Here is a 17585-nt window from a genome sequence, read left to right on the forward strand (position 1 = left end):
ATCACCGTTTCTCTGAAATCACTGTGCCCAGTTGTTGCAGGTAGGCTACCAGCGCTTCAATTTCGAATTTGCCTTTCACTTCGGCGGCTGCTTCGGCAATCTGCTCATCGCTGTAAGGCACGCCCAGTGTCTGCAGTGTTGTCATCTTTGCTGCTGTGTCGGCATGGTTCACACGATTTTCAAACAGCCACGGGAAAGCCGGCATGTTGGACTCGGGAACAACGCTGCGGGGATCGTACAGATGCTGGCGCTGCCAGGCATCCGAGTAACGACCGCCCACTCGGGCCAGATCCGGCCCGGTGCGCTTGGAACCCCACAGGAACGGGCGGTCGTAAACGAACTCGCCCGCCACGGAGTAGTGGCCATAACGCTCGGTCTCTGCCCGGAACGGACGAATCTGCTGGGTGTGACATACGTGGCAACCCTCGCGGATATAGATATCGCGTCCTTCCAGCTCAAGCGCGGACAGGGGCTCCAGGCCCTCAACCGGCTCATTGGTGTCCTTGCTGAAAAACAGCGGCACCACTTCGGCCAGGAAACCACCACTGATGGTGAGAATGATCAGTACGATCATCAGACCAAGGTTTTTTTCTACAATTTCGTGTTTCATCTTGATTGTCTCCCGTTACGCCGGCTGAGCTGCCGCGTTGTCCTGTGCGACGGCATCTTTCTGGCGAACGGTCATGTAGGTGTTATAAGCCATGACCAGCATGCCGGAGAGGAAAATTGCACCGCCGATGAAGCGGACAAAGTAACCGGGATAGGAAGCCTCAAGCGCTTCGACAAAGCTGTAAGTCAAGGTGCCGTCCTGGTTTACGGCGCGCCACATCAGGCCCTGCATAATACCGTTTACCCACATCGCAACGATGTAGAGGACGGTGCCCACGGTCGCCAGCCAGAAGTGCACGTTGATCAGGCTGGTGCTGTACATGGCAGGAACGCCCCAAAGTTTGGGAATCAGGTGGTAAATGGCGCCGATACTGATCATGGCAACCCAACCCAGCGCGCCGGAGTGCACGTGGCCGATGGTCCAGTCAGTGTTGTGAGAAAGCGCGTTGACGGTCTTGATAGCCATCATCGGGCCTTCGAAGGTGGACATGCCGTAGAACGACAGAGAAACCACCAGGAAACGCAGGATCGGGTCGGTGCGCAGTTTGTGCCACGCGCCAGACAGCGTCATCATGCCGTTGATCATCCCGCCCCAGGACGGTGCCAGCAGGATCAGGGACATCACCATGCCCGCAGTCTGTGCCCAGTCAGGCAGTGCGCTGTAGTGCAGGTGGTGTCCGCCGGCCCAAACATAAGTGGCAATTAGCGCCCAGAAATGGACGATCGACAGGCGATAGGAGTAAACAGGGCGGTTGGCCTGCTTGGGAACGAAGTAGTACATCATGCCCAGGAAGCCAGCGGTCAGGAAGAAGCCTACGGCATTGTGACCGTACCACCACTGCATCATGGCATCGGTTACACCGGCGTAGGCAGAGTAGGATTTGAAAGCCGTTGCTGGCAACGCAAGGTTGTTACCGATGTGCAGAACGGCAACGGTCAGGATAAAGCCGCCGTAGAACCAGTTGGCAACATAAATGTGCGGTGTGCTGCGCTTGGTGACGGTACCGAAGAAAACCAGAGCATAGGTTACCCAGACCAGGGCGATGGCAATATCAATTGGCCATTCAAGCTCGGCGTATTCCTTGGTGGAGGTCAAACCCATTGGCAGGGTGATAATGGCGGCAACCATGATGGCCTGCCAGCCCCAGAAGGTGAAGGCTGCCAATCCATCGGAGATCAGTCGTGCCTGGCAAGTACGCTGTACAACGTAATAGGAGGTAGCAAAGAGGGCTGAACCACCAAACCCGAAGATAACGAGGTTTGTGTGGAGGGGCCTGAGACGACCAAAGTGGGTCCAGGAAAAGTCGAGGTTCATTGATGGCCAGACAAGTTGGGATGCGATCAGCACACCCATGCCCATGCCAACAATGCCCCAGACCAACGTCATGATGGCAAACTGTCTTACCACCTTGTAGTTGTATGTCAGGTTAGCATTTACTGTGCTCATAGCCTTACCAATGGGTTTAGAGTGGGAAAATATGCGGGCGCAAGTATGGAGAAACCATTAGCGCTTTGCAATGACTCAGATCAACTCAGAACGCCCGTCAAATGCGCCAGAATCAGCAACCTGCAAGGGCGCCTGGGGTTTTCTTTTGGTTTGCAGGGAGCTTAGCAGTAAAGTCGGGCTTTTGTTGTTTACCGCCCCTGATAATAGGGGGGAATGCTCACAAGGTGAATTGGATGGAAGTTTATACTACCAAAGGCGGCAACACCGGCACGGGACCGGTTCTCATTCTTGCCCACGGTGCCGGAGCGCCAGCGGACTCTTCCTTTATGATCAAACTGTCTGAGTCGCTTGCGCATCAGGGAGTGACCACCATACGGTTCGAATTTCCCTACATGGCAAGGCGACGCGAAGATGGCAAAAAGCGCCCGCCCGATCGTCAGCCCAGGTTGCTGGATCACTACGAGCAGGTGATTGCAGAGGTCATGGTAGGGCCGTTATCTGATCGTCCACTGTTTATTGGTGGAAAATCCATGGGCGGGCGCATGGCAAGCCTGTTGGCTGCCGATCCCCGGCTGGAGGGGCGCTTCAAAGGTGCCTTGTGTTTCGGCTATCCCTTTCACCCGCCTGGGAAACCGGACCGTTGGCGGGTGGACCACTTTCCGCAGTTCTGGTGTCCGGTGCTCGTTGTTCAGGGGACCCGTGACCCTTTTGGCAAGCCGGAAGAAGTCAGGGAACGGGTGGCGTCTTCAGAGAGACTGGAAATGGCCTGGCTTGAAGGCGGAAATCACGATTTTCAGCCACTGGCGAGGCAGCCGGAAAGCCAGGATGACCTTATCCAGCAGGCGGCCGGGCTGGCGGATTCATTTATGGTGTGTGCACTAAAGTCCTAATGCGCGATTTCCGTATCGAAGATGGCAACCTGATTCCTGCCGGATGCCTTGGCCTGGTAGAGCGCGTCATCAGCGCGCTGGAAAAACGCCTGCTCATGGTCGCCGGGGCCAAGGACGGCAATGCCGGCGCTCAGGGTGAGGATTACGTCGGTGCCGTCATCGGTTCTGATTGGCGTGTGTCGCATGTCATCCAGAATGTGCTGGCACACGCGGTAGGCGCCCTCGCGGCTGGTTCCCGGTAGCAGCAGTGCGAACTCTTCGCCACCAAAACGGATGGCGATATCCCGTGGGCGTTTGACGTGACGGGTTAGAACCTCTGCTATGCGCTGCAGGCAGACATCACCGAAGCCATGTCCCCAGGTGTCATTGATATTCTTGAAATGATCGGCGTCTACCAGTGCCAAAGTCAGGGAATGGCCGGTGCGTCGGGACTCCGCGCACAGCTCGGGCAGCATGTTGTCAAGGTGCCGCCGGTTATAAAGTCCAGTCAAGGCGTCGTTGAGACTCATGGTTGCCAGTTTCCGATTCGCCTTTTCCAGTTCCTTCATGGTGTTTCTCAGTTGTGCGGTCCTTTCATGGACCTTCAGTTCCAGCTCCGAGCGAGCATTGTGCTCCGCGTGCAGGAGTTTCTGGTTGAGTAGCCGCCAGCGCTGCACCATCGCATAGTTGAGCAGGATGACCTGGGCCCCGATGGCAATCAGCATGAAAAACTCCCGGGCAAGAAAGTCCGTTAGGTAACCGAATGCCGCCAGGGAGTAGATCAGGGTGCCGACCAGCATTACCGACCAGGCCAGTACGTACCAGAGCGCCGGAGCATAGCCCTGACGCCACCTGAAAATGCCAATGACAAACAGACTGGAAATGACAATCAACGCCAAAAGGGTATTGAGCAGGATTGATTTGTTGTATGGCAGCAGGAATGTCATTGCCAGAAGGCCTGCTGACGCCCAGCCAAAGGCTGTTAGAATGGTTGCTGACAGGGTGCCGGGCGAGACCTCCAGAAAAGACCGGCCGAACAGAGTCATTGCCAGGGCGCACAGGGCAATGAGCAATGGGATTGAGGTGTTGGCAAACCCGGTGCTGTCCGGCCAGAAGTATTGATTGGCAAAACCGCCCATGGCGAACAGGAAAATGCCCATGCTGGCCATGTAGAACGCGTTGTGAAAGTAATAAGCCGTGCCCGAACTGATAAACAGAAGCAGGTTGAACACCGCAAAGACCAGCAAGGCACCGTAAAACAGACCGTGGGTCAGGGTAAGGTGATTGCTTTCGGCAATAAGGGTGCCGGGGGTCTCCAGCGACAGTGGAACATTGAGGGCGCCGCTGCTCCGAATTCTGAGGGTGATCTCCTGTTTCTCCCCGGAGCCCAGGGTGACGGGGAGGAGAAAATACCGGTAATCTATGCCCCGCGAGAGGAATGAGCGTTGGTCGCCGGTAATCAGCGTGGAGGAAGCCGACGTGCTGTCTTGCCAGAACGTGACATCATCCAGCAGAGGGTAGTTGAGTTTCAGATACCAGAATCCCCCGTTTTCGCTGGTGTTGGTCAGGTGTAAGTGAACCCAGTACACGGAGTTGGTGTGGCTGAATACCAGGTCATGACCGCCGGCTTCTTGCCAGTCGAGTGAGGCAGGTAACTCATTCGGATTGTCTGCCTGATGGGCCGGTTCATCCGGGGCAGCCACGTGGAAACACACGTGATCCATCAGCGTCGCACGCTGGTGATCCATGCTGGCATCAAGAGTCGGGCAAGGGCTTCCCGGGTGGGCACCCAGTGCCGGAGAAGCACCAACCAGTGCCAGAGCCGTCAGCGCGATAAAAATACGCAGGTAAAGCTGCATCAATGGGTTCCTGCCGGGAAGTAGCCTGTCAGTGTACCGGCAGACTGTGATCTTCACTGTTAAACAGTTTCAAATTCTTGAGGATTTCCGTGACGGAAATCCCTATAAGGTATTCCATGGAACACATGATTTTGTTCTGCCGCCCCGGTTTTGAAACAGAAGCGGGGCGGGAAATGACCGATGCAGCCGCCGCAAGGGGTGTCTTCGGCTATTTTGAGCCTCGCGGCAAGCACGGTTACCTGTTTTTTTTCCTGACGGGGCCGGAAGGGAGCGACGAACTGCTCCGGCGACTGAACCTGGACGATATGGTGTTTGTCAGGGACTGGTTTGTCGGGCTTGCCGAGATAGAATTGCCTGCCGCAGACCGGGTCGGAGCCGTGATTCAGGGGCTCCAGGCATTGCCCGCGGGGTTTCCTAATTGCGCAAGGGTCGAGGTTCGGGTGCCCGAGGACAACGAAGATCGTGACCTGGGGAATTTTGCCAGGAAATGGGTTGCCCCGTTATCGCGGGGCTTGCGTGGTGCGGGCCTGATGAAGCCGGACCCCAATGCCGAAGCACCGGCCAGCCTGGAGATTCTCCTTCCGGAGTTTGGGCGAGCGATGATTGGCGTCAGTCCGTCTGGGAACCGCGCCCGCTATGTCGGTGGGATTCTCAGGCTGCGTTTGCCGGCCTCGGCGCCGAGCCGGTCAGCGCTCAAACTTGAAGAAGCCTGGAAGGTCTTCCTTCCGCCGGAGCAGGCTCTCGACTATCTCGGGGGCGGCAAGCAGGCTGTAGATCTGGGGGCTGCGCCTGGAGGCTGGACCTGGCAACTGGTGCGACAAGGCATGATGGTGGCAGCTGTAGACAACGGCCCCATGAATGAAGAGCTGATGGCCACAGGACAGGTTGAGCATGTCGAAGCGGATGGCTACTTCTGGAAACCACGACGTAGTGTCGACTGGATGGTCTGCGATATCGTCGACCATCCTCGCCGCACGTCGCAGATGGTCGTGGACTGGCTGAAGAATGGCCTGTGTCGCTACTGCATTTTCAACCTGAAGCTGCCGATGAAGAAGCGGTATGACGAGTGGCTTATATGCCGGGAAATCCTTGAGACCGGATTGGCTGAGACAGAGATGGCGTATCGTCTCAGGGCGCGCCATCTCTACCACGATCGTGAGGAAATCACCTGTTTCATTGAGCGGGTGATGTAGAGGTGAGCGGTTGCTCAGCTTTGATAGAGCACCGTGATTGACTCGTCCTGGTCCATCATGGGAACCAGCTCGGCCATCAACTCTTTCCGTTCTTCGGAGTGGTACCAATGGTCCCAGTCCATTTCTGAGCGCCAGTTAGACAGCGTCAGGCGGTGGTTCGGGTCGCGGGCGTCCACCAGGGTTTCACCGGATATGAATCCCGGGGCACTGACAGCTTGCTGCAGCACCTTGCGGGCCCGTTCCTCATAGGCGGATTCAAGAGTCTCTGCGATATGACGTTCAATCAATACCCGGATCATGGCTTACCTCGTAACGTTTTGACTGTTATAAACAATAATTTAGCATGTAACTCTCAGAAACACATGCAGAAACACATGAAATGAACCAACGGAGAATCGGCCTTGGACGAGATAACGTTTGACGGAGAGCTGGACGCCCGGGGGCTGTATTGTCCGGAACCTGTGATGATGCTCCATAACCGTATTAATGACGTGCCCGTGGGGGGGGTCCTGAAAGTGGTGGCCACTGATCCGTCCACGACCCGGGATATTCCCCGGTTCTGTCAGTTCCTTGAGCACCAGCTGGTCCACAGTGAAGAGACCGGGGAGGAGTTTCTGTTTTTTATACGTCGAGGGAGTTGAGGTGGCTCAGAAATTGGTCCCTGTCCATCTCACCAAGCACGCGCGCGCCTGATTGCTCACGTCCATTGCTGTCGTAGAACAGAATGGCGGGCGGTCCAAACAGTCCCAGTTCTTCCAGGAAAGCCTGCTGGGCGGGCGTATTGTCGGTCATGTCGATCTGCAGGAGGTGATGGGATTTCAGAGCCTCTACCACAGTTGGATCGGAAAACACGTTACGTTCCATAACCTTACATGAAATGCACCAGTCCGCATAGAAATCCAGCATGGCGGGTCGGCCCTGTTCATGGGCCTTAACCAGTAGGGCTCTGATCTCATCCGGAGTTTCCACCCGGGTGAAGCCTGCATGCATCTGAGTGGACTGCCCCCCTAGCGTTGTGGCTGTTGCAGTATAGGGCGCCAGCGGGTTCAGGGGATCCTGAGCGCCACCGATGGCGCCTGCAAGCAGGGCCAGACCATAGGCGAACATGACCAGCCCCAGGCCTTTGCGGGTCCTCTCCCAGCCGGCCCTGGCTGCGTCAAACGCACCGAGCTGAACCCCGGTAATGGCGACTAGCAGTCCCCACAGGGTCAGTGCCACCCATGCGGGAACCAGACGTTCAATCAGCCAGATGGCAACGGCCATTAACATCACCCCGTAAAAGGCTTTCACCACATTCATCCAGGGGCCGGTGGATGGCAACAGCTTGCGGCCGCCGACGGCGACCAGAATCAGGGGGACGCCCATTCCAAGGCCTAGGGAGAAAAGCGCAACGCCGCCTATAAATGCATCCTGAGTGGTGCTTATGTACAGCAGGCTACCGGCCAGCGGCGCGGATACACAGGGAGACACAATCAGCGCCGATAGAGCGCCAATGCCGAAAATGCTGAATACGCGGGTGCCCGTCAGCTGGTGGCTGGCCTCGTTCAGGGGTTCCCGGATGAAGCGGGGCAGCTGGATTTCAAACAGGTTGAACATTGACAGCGCAAACACCACGAACAGGGTGGCGAACACACCGAGTACCCAGGGAGATTGCAGGTGAGCCTGGACGTTGAAGCTGGCGCCCAGCATGCCGGTAATAACGCCAGCGGCGGCGTAGGTCAATGCCATGCCCAACACATAGCTGGCAGACAGCAAGAGGGCATGACCCGTTGATTGGGTGTTACGGCTGGACACCAGTGAGGAAATGATCGGAACCATCGGTAGCACGCAGGGGGTAAATGTCAGGCCCAGGCCCAGCAGCAGGAAGACGGCGGCGATGGCAAAGGTTGACTGCTCCGAGAGGAATCCTGCCAGACCTGTCGCTGACTCTGTATTGACGCCTGCCGTGGTACCGGAACCTCTGGTGCCGCCGGGCGCTGAGGCGGCTGTATCTGCTTCGTTGGTGACATTGTCAGTGTTGCTGCCGGCGAAATAGAGAACATCCCGGGTCTGGGGTGGGTAGCACAGTCCGGCTTCGGCACAGCCCTGATACGTCACCTGAAGCTCTGCTTCCTGCACTCCGTCGGGCAGGGATACCGGAACCCGCGCTTCCACCGGTTCGTAGAAGACGGTCACTTCGCCGAAATATTCGTCTTCGGTAGTCGTGCCCTGTTGCGAAAACTGTGGTTCGCCGAGGGTAACCCCGTCGGTCATAGGCTCAATGGAGACCCGGGTCTTGTAGAGATAGTGCCCCGGCATCACATCCCAGGTCAGCACCACACCGTTGTTCTCGGTGATGTAGTTAAACGGGAGCGCCTCATCAACGGGCAGGAAGTCGCCATTGTTTCCAAACAGGGAGTTACCCGAGTTTCCAAGCCCCCAGGATGCAGCGGACATCAGCAGAAGAAAGAACGCCATAATGATGCGGCTCGCCAGGGTGTCCATGCGAACGCGTCCGGATATTGGAGCAAACTCGGTCATAGGGGCTGTCGGTTCCTGAATGGGCATGTTCTGGAATATCGCTGATTGGGATTATACCCTTTTTAAGAGCGGGCTACCGGTTGCAGTGGACAAACATAGCACCCTAAAGTTCCCACTGGCATTGCGGGGTTTAAAGACGCACAATAGCGACCCAATGACTCACAATCCAGACGATCTTATCATGCTATTCAATGACCTGTTCCGGGAAAGCTACCGGACGGTCCTGATCAGGGGCAATGATGAGCCCGAATACCTGCCTGCTGCTGAGACAGGTAGCGCTGCACAGATTATTTTTGCTCACGGCTATTATGCAAGCGCGCTGCATGAAGTCAGCCACTGGTGTATTGCCGGATCACATCGCCGGACCCTGAGGGACTATGGTTACTGGTACTGTCCTGACGGCCGTTCCGCGAGCCAGCAGCAGGCATTTGAGCAAGTAGAGGTTAAGCCTCAGGCACTTGAATGGCTTTTTTCCGTGGCTGCGGGTGTCCGCTTTCATATCAGTGTGGACAACCTCTCCGGCGACGGAGCAGCCGATGAAGACGGCTTTCGCCGCAAGGTAAGGGCGCAGGCCAATCGTTACCTGGAGTGTGGGATGCCGGCACGTGCCCGGGCATTCTTTGATACGCTCAGGTCATTCTATGGAACCGTGGAAACGTTTGAACGAGCCTGGCATGAAGAGTCCCGGCGCATACTCCCCACGGATTCCAAAACAGACACAGAGGTAGACTGAATACATATGACATCTGACCCAAGCGAAACCGGCAAGACGCTGTTCAAGGATCTGAACCTCGATCAGCGTCTGCTGGACGCCATCACCGACATTGGTTTCGAGCATTGCACACCGATTCAGGCTGAGACCCTGCCGTTTACCCTGGTTTGCCAGGACCTGATAGGTCAGGCACAGACCGGTACCGGCAAAACCGCCGCCTTCCTGATCACGGCTATCCAGAGTTTGCTGGAAACCCCCATTCCAAAGAAAGATCGCTTTGCCTCTGAACCCCGTGTGCTGGCCCTGGCGCCGACCCGGGAGCTGGCCATGCAGATTGCCAAGGATGCCGAACAACTCTGCGGCTACACCGGGCATAATGTGGTGACCGTGGTCGGTGGTATGAACTACGACAAGCAGCGGGATCAGCTGCAGAATGAGATTGTTGATATTCTGGTCGCTACTCCCGGGCGTTTGATCGATTTTCTGGGTTCCCAGGACGTGTTCCTGGATCAGCTTGACATCCTGATTCTGGATGAAGCGGACCGTATGCTGGACATGGGCTTTATCCCCGACGTCAAGCGGATCATTCGCAAGTGCACTCCGAAGGAAGACCGGCAGACCCTGCTGTTCAGTGCCACGTTCAATCAGGATGTGCTGAATCTGGCTTCCATGTGGACGCGCAATGCCGAGTTCGTGGAAATTGAACCAGAGCAGAAAACCGCTGAGCGGGTCGAGCAGACGGTTTACCTCGTGGGAGAGGACGAAAAGCTGCCGGTATTGGTGAATTACCTGAAGCGACCGGATGTTGAAAAGGCCATTGTCTTTGCCAATCGACGGGACCAGTGCCGGGACCTGGACGAGGATCTCCGCAACCAGGGCGTGAAGGTGGCTCTGATGTCCGGGGAGATCGCACAGAACAAGCGCCTGAAGACCCTTGATCAGTTCAAGAAGGGCACAATCCAGGTGCTGGTGGCGACAGACGTTGCCGGTCGGGGGATTCACGTTAACGGTGTCACCCATGTCTTCAACTACAATCTGCCAGAGAATGCTGAAGATTATGTACACCGTATTGGTCGAACCGGTCGTGCCGGCAAAACCGGTGTATCGGTGAGTTTTGCCAGTGAGGACGATGCCTTCTCGCTGCCGGCGATTGAGGCCTATATCAGTCAGAAGCTTAAAACCACCGTACCGGATGAAGAGCTGATGACAACCATGCCCAATGCGCCCATCACCAGAAAGCGTGGCGGGCGCCGTCCCCAGGGAAACCGGGGGCAGGGCGGGCGTAGTCAGGGCGGACGTCCCCAGCGACAGCGCAGGAACTAACGAGGCCGGAAGATCAGACCATGTTAATCGTAGCGGATGAAAACATTCCCCTGCTGGATTCGTTTTTTGGGGATATAGGCAATATTCGCCGGGTTTCCGGGCGCACTATGTCGCCCGAGGATGTCAATGACGCGGATATCCTGCTGGTGCGTTCGGTCACCAGGGTCAATGAGGCGCTGCTGAAAGACAGTCGGGTGCGCTACGTTGGTACCTCCACCATCGGCACCGATCACGTGGATCAGGCATGGCTGAAATCCCGGGGGATTGCGTTTTCTGCCGCTCCCGGATGCAATGCCAACAGTGTGGCGGAATATGTGCTGTCGGTACTGTCGCTGTATGCTGAAAAGCGGGGGTTGGATGATTGGGAAACCCTGAGTGTTGGTATCGTGGGTGCCGGTAACGTGGGCAGTGAGCTGGCGCGCAAGCTGGATAAGCTGGACTTTACAGTGCGCCTGTGTGATCCGCCGCGAGCCGACCAGGAAGAAAACAGTGAGCAGGTCTTCTGCAGCCTGGACGAGGCGCTGGAGTGTGATGTTGTTACGCTGCACACCCCGCTCACCAAAGAATCCCCGCATGCTACATTCCACATGCTTGACGCCGCCAGGCTTGACCGGCTCACTGCCGGTCAACTACTGATTAACACCAGCCGCGGGGAGGTTATCGACTCGGTTGCCCTTCAGGAACGCCTGGATGGCGCGAATGCACCCACCGTGGTGCTGGATGTGTGGGAGCAGGAGCCGAGAATCAACCCGCAGCTGTTGGATAGGGTCTGGCTCGCCACACCCCACATTGCGGGTTACAGTCTGGAAGGCAAGGTTCAGGGTACGGAAATGATCTATCAGTCCCTGTGCCGTTTTCTGGGCTTGCCGGTACGCAAGAAGGCGGGGCAGTTTCTGCCGGAACCGGCGTTGAGCAAGCTGTCCTTTACCAGTGCAGCGGAAGAGATGGGGGCCGGCAATATTGCCATGCGTTCCTGTTACGACCCTCGCAAGGATGATGCGCGTCTGAGGCTCACCATGGAGCTGCCACCGGAAGAGCGGGGCAGTGCCTTTGACCGGCTGCGGAAGAACTATCCGGTGCGGCGGGAGTTTTCCAGTGTGAAAATTCAGCTCAAGGGCACCAGCAAGTCCCTCCAGGACACGTTCCGTGCCCTGGGGTTCAAGCTCAAGATCTGATCAGAGGTTTGCCTTTTGCAGGGCTTCAATACGGTTCTCAAGTGGCGGGTGTGTCATAAACAGGGCACTGAGACCCGCTCGGGCACCCCGGTTGATACCAAACGCCTGCAGTGAATCCGGCATCTGGTCTGGTACCTCGCTTTCCTGCTTCAACCTTGCCAGGGCACTGATCATGGCGCTGCGACCAGCCAGTTGCGCGCCGGCAATGTCGGCCCGGAATTCCCGGCGACGGGAGAACCAGAAGACAATGGTGCTGGCCAGGATGCCGAGGACAATTTCCGCCGCGATACTGACCACGAAAAAGCCGATACCGTGCCCGCTCTCATTCTTGAACACGACCCGGTCGACGAATGAGCCGATGACCCGCGATGCAAAAATCACAAAGGTGTTCACCACGCCCTGAATCAGTGCCAACGTTATCATGTCGCCGTTGGCCACGTGGCCAATCTCATGGCCAAGCACGGCGCGAATCTCGTCCTTGTTAAAACGATGAAGCAGGCCTTCGCTAACGGCGACCAGTGAATTGTTCTTGTTCCAGCCAGTGGCAAACGCATTGGACTGGGAGGCGGGGAAAATAGCCACCTCAGGCATTCCGATACCGGCATTTTTTGCCAGCTCCGCAACGGTATCCACCAACCAGCGCTCCGCCGGTGTCCGGGGAGAGTCAATTACCTTGGCCTTGGTGCTCCATTTGGCCATTGGCTTGGAAATCAATAAAGACACTATGGCACCGGCAAAGCCGAACACGGCTGCGAAAGCGAGCAGAGAGCCGTATTGGATACCGTTCTGGGCCAGGTAGCTGTCTACACCAAGCAGGCGCAGGGTGATGCTGGCCACAATGATGACTGCCAGGTTGGTGGCGAGAAACAACAGAATGCGCATATTCGGTTCCTTGGTTGCTTCGTTATCCGCGAGCGTGACTGGTTGTTGATGATTTATATATGGGTAGTCGACCCCGGTTCAACGGGGTTACGCGGATTTAATGGTCTGCTGTTGATTAGCAAATTCCGCCAAAGAATATACCTTGCATAACGCGGCTGATGGTCGCGGAACTGCCTTTGCGTAACGCGTTGCGAATCAGGTGGATGTGGGTTGAAAAATCCTGGCGGACCGACTCGGGCAACCCTTCCATTTCCGCGGGAGGCTGGACCTGGAGGTTGTTCAGGAGCTCAGTGCTGGCGGGGGCACTCAGACGGACAAAGGCTTTTTGGGTAAGTACGGCCTGGTCCAGGGCTTCCTGACGGATGGTATCCACATAGCGCAGCAGGCCTTCTTCCTCGAGCCAGAGCAGGGCGCCAAAGCAGGCCATGTGACGCTTGCTGTGCAGCCCGAACTCGTCCGGTTCGTCTGGACCGGCGATGTCCTCCACGAACAGGTTGGTGCGCCTCGGGAATGCGCCATAAAGCTGAACCAGAGCGATGGCGGTATCTTTGTAAAATTCCTCTATGTGTATGTCAGCCATGAACTGCACCAACTATTGCTGATACGTGGAGAGGAAATGGGCCAGGCGCTTCATGGAGTCCTCCAGGGTATCGACCCTTGGCAGGAACACCACCCGCAAGTGCTGTTTGTCATCAATGTTGAACGCCGAACCCTGCACCAGCAGGATCCTTTCCTGCAGCAGCAGGTCAAGCACCAGCTTTTCATCATTCATGATCGGGAAGCGCTTGGGGTCCAGTTTCGGGAACAGGTAGAGAGCGCCTTTAGGTTTCACGCAACTGACACCTGGAATGTCATTAAGCAACTGCCAGGCGGTTTCGCGCTGCTCATAAAGGCGCCCACCCGGAGCCACCAGGTCATCAATGGACTGATAGCCACCGAGGGCGGTCTGAATGGCAAGCTGGGCCGGCACGTTGGCACACAGCCGCATGTTGGAGAGCATTTCGATGCCTTCGACCAGGTCCCGGGCACGATGCTTGGCACCGCTGACGATCATCCAGCCTGAGCGGTAACCGGCGGCCCGGTAATTCTTTGACAAGCCGTTATAGGTGAAGAAGAGCACGTCATCGGCCAGTGCCGCGGTGGATACGTGTTCTGTCCCATCGTAAAGAATTTTATCGTAGATCTCATCGGACAGGATGATGAGGTTGTGTTTACGGGCCAGCTCAATGACCTGTTCCAGCAGTTCGCGGGAATAAACCGCCCCTGTCGGGTTATTTGGATTGATCAGGACGATCGCGCGGGTTCGGCTGGTGATTTTCTTGCGAATATCATCAATGTCCGGGAACCAGTCCTGCTGCTCGTCGCAGTGATAATGCACGGGCTTGCCGCTGGAGAGCGTGACGGCGGCTGTCCAGAGTGGGTAATCCGGCGCGGGGATCAGCACTTCGTCGCCGGTGTTCAGCATGGCCTGCATCGACATGACGATCAGTTCGCTGACGCCATTGCCCAGGAAAATGTCGTCAATATCGACTTTATCAATGCCGCGTTGCTGGCAGTAGTGCATAACCGCCTTACGGGCGGAGAACAGCCCTTTGGATTCTACGTAACCCTGGGCCAGCGGCATGTTGTAGATGACGTCCTGCTGGATTTCCTCCGGGATATCGAGCTCAAAGGCAGCCGGATTGCCGATGTTCAGCTTAAGGACCCGGTGTCCCTCTTCCTCGAGGCGACGTGCCTCGCGCAGAACCACGCCACGTATTTCATAGCACACGTTATCCAGCTTGGCGGACTTGTAGTAATTCTGCATAGGACCCGGGCTTCCTTAACCTTGTAACAGTTATCAGTAAATCAAAACGACAAGCCTGTATTCTAGCGGAGCATGGCCGCCCGGCAACAGGCCAATTGTGATGAATTGTGGCTTAATCATGGAGATTTATGGCGACAAGTTCATCCTGTCTGTAAATTCGCCCGATAACCGAGACAATCGTTACCGAATAATGTATTGTGCACAACCTAATCGAGCAAAATATAAGGGGAGAGGAATGACGGAAAGCATTTACGATTTCAAGGTGCGGGACATCAAAGGTAATGAGCATGACATGGCAGAGTACAAGGGCAAGGTTCTGCTTATTGTGAATACCGCCAGCAAGTGCGGGTTTACCCCTCAGTTTGAAGGCCTGCAGGGCCTGCATAGTGAGCTGGGAGAAAAGGGGTTGGCGGTACTCGGCTTTCCGTGCAATCAGTTCATGAATCAGGACCCGGCGGATGAAGATACGATCAGCCAATTCTGTAGCTTGAATTATGGCGTTGATTTTCCCATGTTTGCCAAGGTCGACGTCAACGGCACGGAAGCTCACCCGCTTTATCGTTTCCTCAAAAAGGAAGCTACCGGGGTAATGGGGTCAGAAAAGGTTAAGTGGAACTTCACCAAGTTCCTGGTCAACCGGGAGGGCAAGGTGATTCGTCGATACCCGCCGACTTCCAAGCCAGAAGCTATCCGTGCCGATATTGAGAAGTTGCTTTAAGCGATGAGCAATACGGACGATATCCTGGGCCTGGATAACCAGCTCTGCTTTGCATTGTATGCCGCGAACCGGGCCATGACGGCCCGTTACAGGCCGCTGCTGACAGAGCTGGGGTTGACCTATCCCCAGTACCTGGTGATGTTGGTGTTGTGGGAGGCAGCGGCTGCCGCTGACATTGTGCGGGTGTCCGGTCTCGGGGAGCGCCTCAGACTTGATTCGGGTACGCTCACGCCGCTGTTAAAGCGCCTTGAGGAGCGCGGGCTGGTCCGGCGCCAGCGGAGCGTCGAGGATGAGCGAGTGGTGACGGTTGTCGCCACAGCTGATGGCCTTGCGATGCGAGAGCAGGCGAGGTCGATTCCCGAGCGTCTTTTGTGTAGTACTGGTGTGGCCCCTGATCGCCTGATGGCGCTCAGGGATGAGCTCAGGTCGGTTCTGGCCCAACTGGAGAGTCGGGCGCCCAGCGCTCGATAGCCGCTTTCAGATCGGCGCGGTTGTAAGGCTTGGTGATGTAGTCATTCATGCCGGAAGCCAGGCAGTCCTCACGGTCGCCCTGCATGACATTCGCGGTGACTGCGATTACCGGTAGAGTTTGCCACTTCGGATTCTCGCGGATTTTTCGGGTTGCCTCGTAACCGTCCATGATCGGCATCTGGCAGTCCATCAACACGAGGTCGTAGTTCTTTTCTTCGAGGGCTTTCAGGGCCAGTTTGCCATTTTCCGCAAGGTCGACGGAGTGTCCCAGTTTTTTCAGCAGGCTGCTGGCCACCAGTTGATTGACCTGATTATCTTCCACCAGAAGGATACTCAGGCTATCAGTTGACGTGTTGGTGTCGGTGATGGGGGTGGACTCTTCCGGCTGTTGAATGCTTTGTGCGTAGACCGGTAGCGGTAGCGTCACGGTGAAATGGGTGCCCTGGCCGACTTCCGAGTCTACCAGTATCTGGCCATGCATCTGCTCCACCAGCTGGCGGCACAATGTCAGACCCAGTCCGGTCCCGCCATACAGTCGTGTGGTGTCAGTGTCTGCCTGTGAGAACGGGGAGAAAATCCGGTGCAGGCCTTCTTTTGACATGCCGATGCCGGTGTCTACCACGTCAATCCGGAGGTTGCCACCAAAGCGGGCAGCATGAATCCTGACGGTGCCTTCCTCGGTAAACTTGATGGCATTGCTCAGAAGGTTGTTGATCACCTGGCGGGTACGGGTTGGATCACCCAGGAACATGTCTGGCAGTTCCGGGTCGATGTCCGTGATCAGTTCAATATTCTTTGTATTTGCCTGTTGGGCATGGAGTGTGGCGCACTCCTGGATCAGGTTTTTAATACTGAACGGAATGTTTTCCAGGCTCAGCTTGCCGGCTTCGACCTTGGAAATGTCGAGAATGTCGTTCAGCAGCCCTAGCAGGCTTTGGCCGGCTGTGAAGGCGATCTCAAGACGAGCGCGTTGCTCCTGATCGAGGTTGCCTTCCAGGGCCAGCCCCAGCATTCCCAGCACACCATTCAGCGGTGTGCGAATTTCATGACTCATGCTGGCCAGGAAATTGGCTCGCGATCTTGCCCGGCGAACCGCATCTTCCTTGGCTTTGACCAGGGCCCTGTTGCCCCGCTGGAGTGCTGAATTTTTCTGTGAAATCTCCCGTGTACGGTCATCGACTTCCTGTTCCAGCTGTGTGGAATAGTTCTTCATGGCGCTTTCAGCCTGACGAAGCTGAGCCAGGGTGGTATCGATGGTGCTCAAGTGTTGGTTGATGACGCCGACCATGGCGCCGATTTCATCGTCCTGGTGATTGACCGGAACCGGCAGGCGTACTTTTTCCGGTGATTCGGCCTGAACCCGACTGAGCGCGTTGATAACGTTCATCATTGGGCGCGTGAGGATAAAATAGAAAATGCCGAGCAGCGCACCGGAGAGGATAAGGCTCTTGAAGAAGCCGCTCACCAGCGTATAACTCGCTCTCTTGAGAAACAGCAACCCGTAATGGTAGGTGTCTATGGTGACATTCAAGGTACCTAACGGAAGGTCCTCCAGTTGCCTGACTCTCAGTTCGTCGCTGAAGGTGCGGTTTGCTCCGAACAGGGCATCGCTGATCCAGCGATAGGGGGAGGATGGGCTGCTTTTACTGGCAGCGGCCATTGTGTGACCATCATTATCGACGATCCTGGCATCAATGGTGGCCGGGTGCCGGAGTAAGCCATCAAGCAGTTCTTCAGCCAACCGGACGTCGATATTGTAGGCTATTTGTGATGCCGGGCTGTGGCTGATTTCGATAAGCGCACGAACTTCCTTTTCCATGGATTCGCGGGCATTGAAATAGTCCAGGGTTACCTGAACCATATTCAGTACCAGCCCCAGCGCCATGGCCAGCAACACCGTATCACGGGTCAGGCGAAAGGAAAGGCGTTTTCTGAATAGCCTAGTCACCAGTGGTCACAATCCTTGTCTCGGGTAGCTTGTCAGGACAGGCTGGCAAGCG

General features: G+C 56.3%; 17 protein-coding genes. 8 read left to right on the plus strand and 9 right to left on the minus strand.

What is annotated here, in order from left to right:
* Position 1: 1 nt before the first annotated feature.
* Both ccoO and ccoN read right to left on the minus strand, forming a co-directional pair.
* The gene (gene ccoO / locus Q0Y21_RS08045) at positions 2 to 610 is read right to left on the minus strand and encodes a cytochrome-c oxidase, cbb3-type subunit II (RefSeq protein ID WP_297793553.1); all 609 of its coding nucleotides are present in this window, start codon (positions 608 to 610) and stop codon (positions 2 to 4) included.
* Positions 611 to 625: 15 nt separating this feature from the next.
* A complete protein-coding gene (ccoN, locus tag Q0Y21_RS08050) occupies positions 626 to 2056 on the minus strand; it encodes a cytochrome-c oxidase, cbb3-type subunit I (RefSeq protein WP_297793556.1) in 1431 nt (476 codons plus the stop codon).
* A 233-nt stretch (positions 2057 to 2289) separates the two neighbouring features.
* Here ccoN and Q0Y21_RS08055 point away from each other — a divergent pair, with 233 nt between their 5' ends.
* Complete coding sequence (locus tag Q0Y21_RS08055) at positions 2290 to 2946, plus strand: alpha/beta family hydrolase (RefSeq protein WP_297793559.1); 657 nt, start codon at positions 2290 to 2292, stop codon at positions 2944 to 2946.
* On the opposite strand, the gene Q0Y21_RS08060 is transcribed toward Q0Y21_RS08055, so the two are convergent.
* The gene (locus tag Q0Y21_RS08060; RefSeq protein ID WP_297793562.1) at positions 2943 to 4784 is read right to left on the minus strand and encodes a diguanylate cyclase; all 1842 of its coding nucleotides are present in this window, start codon (positions 4782 to 4784) and stop codon (positions 2943 to 2945) included. The two genes, Q0Y21_RS08055 and Q0Y21_RS08060, sit on opposite strands and share 4 nt — an antisense overlap.
* Positions 4785 to 4900: 116 nt before the next feature.
* Here Q0Y21_RS08060 and rlmM point away from each other — a divergent pair, with 116 nt between their 5' ends.
* Positions 4901 to 5977, plus strand: a complete 1077-nt coding sequence (rlmM, locus tag Q0Y21_RS08065; RefSeq protein WP_297793567.1) for a 23S rRNA (cytidine(2498)-2'-O)-methyltransferase RlmM — start codon at positions 4901 to 4903, stop codon at positions 5975 to 5977.
* 14 nt (positions 5978 to 5991) lie between these two features.
* On the opposite strand, the gene Q0Y21_RS08070 is transcribed toward rlmM, so the two are convergent.
* Complete coding sequence (locus tag Q0Y21_RS08070; protein ID WP_297793570.1) at positions 5992 to 6276, minus strand: antibiotic biosynthesis monooxygenase; 285 nt, start codon at positions 6274 to 6276, stop codon at positions 5992 to 5994.
* 102 nt (positions 6277 to 6378) lie between these two features.
* Here Q0Y21_RS08070 and tusA point away from each other — a divergent pair, with 102 nt between their 5' ends.
* Positions 6379 to 6618 carry a sulfurtransferase TusA gene (gene tusA / locus Q0Y21_RS08075; RefSeq protein WP_297793572.1) on the plus strand — a complete coding sequence of 80 codons (240 nt, stop codon included), beginning with the start codon at positions 6379 to 6381 and terminating at the stop codon, positions 6616 to 6618.
* Here the strand turns inward: tusA and dsbD are convergent.
* Positions 6599 to 8497, minus strand: a complete 1899-nt coding sequence (gene dsbD / locus Q0Y21_RS08080; protein WP_297793575.1) for a protein-disulfide reductase DsbD — start codon at positions 8495 to 8497, stop codon at positions 6599 to 6601. The genes tusA and dsbD overlap by 20 nt on opposite strands.
* A 154-nt stretch (positions 8498 to 8651) precedes the next feature.
* Here dsbD and Q0Y21_RS08085 point away from each other — a divergent pair, with 154 nt between their 5' ends.
* From Q0Y21_RS08085 to pdxB, 3 genes are read left to right on the plus strand one after another with little or no spacing between them, the layout of a single operon-like run.
* The gene (locus Q0Y21_RS08085; protein ID WP_297793576.1) at positions 8652 to 9230 is read left to right on the plus strand and encodes an elongation factor P hydroxylase; all 579 of its coding nucleotides are present in this window, start codon (positions 8652 to 8654) and stop codon (positions 9228 to 9230) included.
* 6 nt (positions 9231 to 9236) lie between these two features.
* Positions 9237 to 10532 carry a DEAD/DEAH box helicase gene (locus tag Q0Y21_RS08090; protein WP_297793578.1) on the plus strand — a complete coding sequence of 432 codons (1296 nt, stop codon included), beginning with the start codon at positions 9237 to 9239 and terminating at the stop codon, positions 10530 to 10532.
* Between the two features lie 20 nt (positions 10533 to 10552).
* Complete coding sequence (gene pdxB / locus Q0Y21_RS08095) at positions 10553 to 11707, plus strand: 4-phosphoerythronate dehydrogenase PdxB (RefSeq protein WP_297793580.1); 1155 nt, start codon at positions 10553 to 10555, stop codon at positions 11705 to 11707.
* On the opposite strand, the gene htpX is transcribed toward pdxB, so the two are convergent.
* The 3 genes from htpX to Q0Y21_RS08110 all read right to left on the minus strand — a co-directional run bounded on the left by htpX (position 11708) and on the right by Q0Y21_RS08110 (position 14396).
* Positions 11708 to 12589 carry a protease HtpX gene (gene htpX, locus Q0Y21_RS08100; RefSeq protein WP_297793583.1) on the minus strand — a complete coding sequence of 294 codons (882 nt, stop codon included), beginning with the start codon at positions 12587 to 12589 and terminating at the stop codon, positions 11708 to 11710.
* A 115-nt stretch (positions 12590 to 12704) separates the two neighbouring features.
* The gene (locus Q0Y21_RS08105) at positions 12705 to 13169 is read right to left on the minus strand and encodes a hypothetical protein (RefSeq protein ID WP_297793586.1); all 465 of its coding nucleotides are present in this window, start codon (positions 13167 to 13169) and stop codon (positions 12705 to 12707) included.
* Between the two features lie 12 nt (positions 13170 to 13181).
* Positions 13182 to 14396 carry a pyridoxal phosphate-dependent aminotransferase gene (locus Q0Y21_RS08110; RefSeq protein ID WP_297793588.1) on the minus strand — a complete coding sequence of 405 codons (1215 nt, stop codon included), beginning with the start codon at positions 14394 to 14396 and terminating at the stop codon, positions 13182 to 13184.
* Positions 14397 to 14631: 235 nt separating this feature from the next.
* On the opposite strand from Q0Y21_RS08110, the gene Q0Y21_RS08115 reads away from it, so the two are divergent.
* Together Q0Y21_RS08115 and Q0Y21_RS08120 are read left to right on the plus strand one after the other, a co-directional pair.
* Complete coding sequence (locus tag Q0Y21_RS08115; protein WP_297793591.1) at positions 14632 to 15114, plus strand: glutathione peroxidase; 483 nt, start codon at positions 14632 to 14634, stop codon at positions 15112 to 15114.
* A gap of 3 nt (positions 15115 to 15117) precedes the next feature.
* Positions 15118 to 15585 carry a MarR family transcriptional regulator gene (locus tag Q0Y21_RS08120; protein WP_297793594.1) on the plus strand — a complete coding sequence of 156 codons (468 nt, stop codon included), beginning with the start codon at positions 15118 to 15120 and terminating at the stop codon, positions 15583 to 15585.
* Here the strand turns inward: Q0Y21_RS08120 and Q0Y21_RS08125 are convergent.
* Positions 15536 to 17533 (minus strand): ATP-binding protein, encoded by a 1998-nt coding sequence (locus Q0Y21_RS08125; protein ID WP_297793596.1) that lies wholly within the window; start codon positions 17531 to 17533, stop codon positions 15536 to 15538. The genes Q0Y21_RS08120 and Q0Y21_RS08125 overlap by 50 nt on opposite strands.
* Between the last annotated feature and the right edge of the window lie 52 nt (positions 17534 to 17585).

It is taken from the genome of uncultured Marinobacter sp. (assembly GCF_947259545.1).
In the GTDB taxonomy this organism is placed as follows: domain Bacteria; phylum Pseudomonadota; class Gammaproteobacteria; order Pseudomonadales; family Oleiphilaceae; genus Marinobacter.